This window comes from Okeania hirsuta, assembly GCF_003838195.1.
Classification (GTDB): Bacteria; Cyanobacteriota; Cyanobacteriia; order Cyanobacteriales; family Microcoleaceae; genus Okeania; species Okeania hirsuta.
The window spans coordinates 1-1595 of sequence record NZ_RCBY01000561.1; the positions used below are offsets into that span (position 1 = coordinate 1).

The window sequence follows — 1595 nt, forward strand, 5'->3', positions numbered from 1 at the left end:
CCTAAGTCTCCAGTTAATGAAAAATGATGGACTTGGGTTTATTTTTTTGCAGAAAAAAAAATGGTGTAATACCATTTCTCAAAAGCTTTTCTACATTTTGTTGAGTAGGGGACCCACCCCTAACCCCTCCCAGGAGGGGAAATAGGGGAGTGGGTAGGGACTTTGCATAAGGGCGTCCGTACAGGGAGAAGTAAAAAGTAAGAATAATTAACATTAACTGGGCTATTTTTAGCAAAAAGGTGATTATACCTGTTTTGATTAATTAATAACTGAAGTCTTACCCAAGTATAGCGTTACTTTTAGGAATTGGTATAACATCATGTCAAGATAATCAGTTATAAAAAAAACTTCTCCCTTTGAACTTTTCTTTCCCTTCTGCCTTCTGCCTTCTGCCCTCTGCCTTCCCTGGACTTGGGTTTATTTTTTTGCGAGAAAATGGTATTAGTTCAATGGTATTTGCTACCAGTGGAAAATTATGAAATTTAGGGAACTTGTAAATAAACTTGGTTGTGAAGCGATCGCTAGTAGTCTAGAAAAAAATAATGGTATGGCCCCAGATATTACAGGTGTGGCCCCAGTGGATGAAGCAGTAGTAGGTACTCTTAGTTATATAGAAGGAGCAAAATTTGCCAGTTACTTAGGCACGACAAATGCTAGTGCTTTGATTTTGCCAATGGATGAGACTCTGCAAACCCAGGCAAGCGAACGTGGTATTGAGTGGGTAGCAGGAAAAGAACCGAGATTATTATTTGCCAAGGCGATCGCTCTTTTTTATCAACCTTTTCAACCTATTCGAGAAATTCATGGCACTGCTGTTATTCACTCAACAGCAAAAATAGGAAAAAATGTTTATCTTGGTCCTCATGTTGTAGTTGATGCGGGGGTGAAAATTGGGGATAATGTTTGTATTTATCCAAATGTGGTAATTTATCCAGATGTGGAAATAGGAGATAATTCTGTTTTACACGCCAACTGTTCGATCCACGAACGTAGTCAAATTGGGAATAGTTGTGTGATTCATAGTGGAGCGGTTATTGGTGGAGAAGGTTTTGGTTTTGTGCCTACTCAAGATGGTTGGTATAAAATGGAACAGTCTGGCAGAGTGGTTTTGGAAGATGGGGTTGAAGTTGGTGGCAATACTACTATCGATCGCCCCGCAGTGGGAGAAACTAGAATTGGCAAAAATACGAAGTTGGATAATTTGGTGCAGGTTGGTCATGGTTGTCAAATTGGGAAAAACTGTGCTTTGGCGGCTCAGGTTGGTTTAGCTGGTGGAGTGAAACTTGGTGATCATGTGATTTTGGCAGGTCAAGTGGGTATTGCTAATCAGGCAAAAATTGGAGATGGAGCGATCGCTACTGCTCAAGCAGGTGTTCATAATGATGTTGCTGCTGGAGAAATTGTTTCTAGTAGTCCTGCAGTTCCCTATAAGATTTATTTGAAAGCGTCTGCTATTTATAAACGTTTACCTGAAATTTATCAATATGTGAAACAGATTAAGCGAATGTTGAATATTAGTTCTAAGTAAATTGGGATACATTAACGAACTCAGAAGTCAGAAGGCAGAAGGCAGAAAGCAGAAGGCAGAAGGGAAA

1 protein-coding gene is annotated in these 1595 nt (G+C 39.7%); it reads left to right on the forward strand.

All coding sequences use genetic code 11. The features are described from left to right. Positions 1-475 precede the first annotated feature (475 nt). A complete protein-coding gene (gene lpxD / locus D5R40_RS32845; RefSeq protein WP_124147794.1) occupies positions 476-1528 on the forward strand; it encodes a UDP-3-O-(3-hydroxymyristoyl)glucosamine N-acyltransferase in 1053 nt (350 codons plus the stop codon). Positions 1529-1595 lie beyond the last annotated feature (67 nt).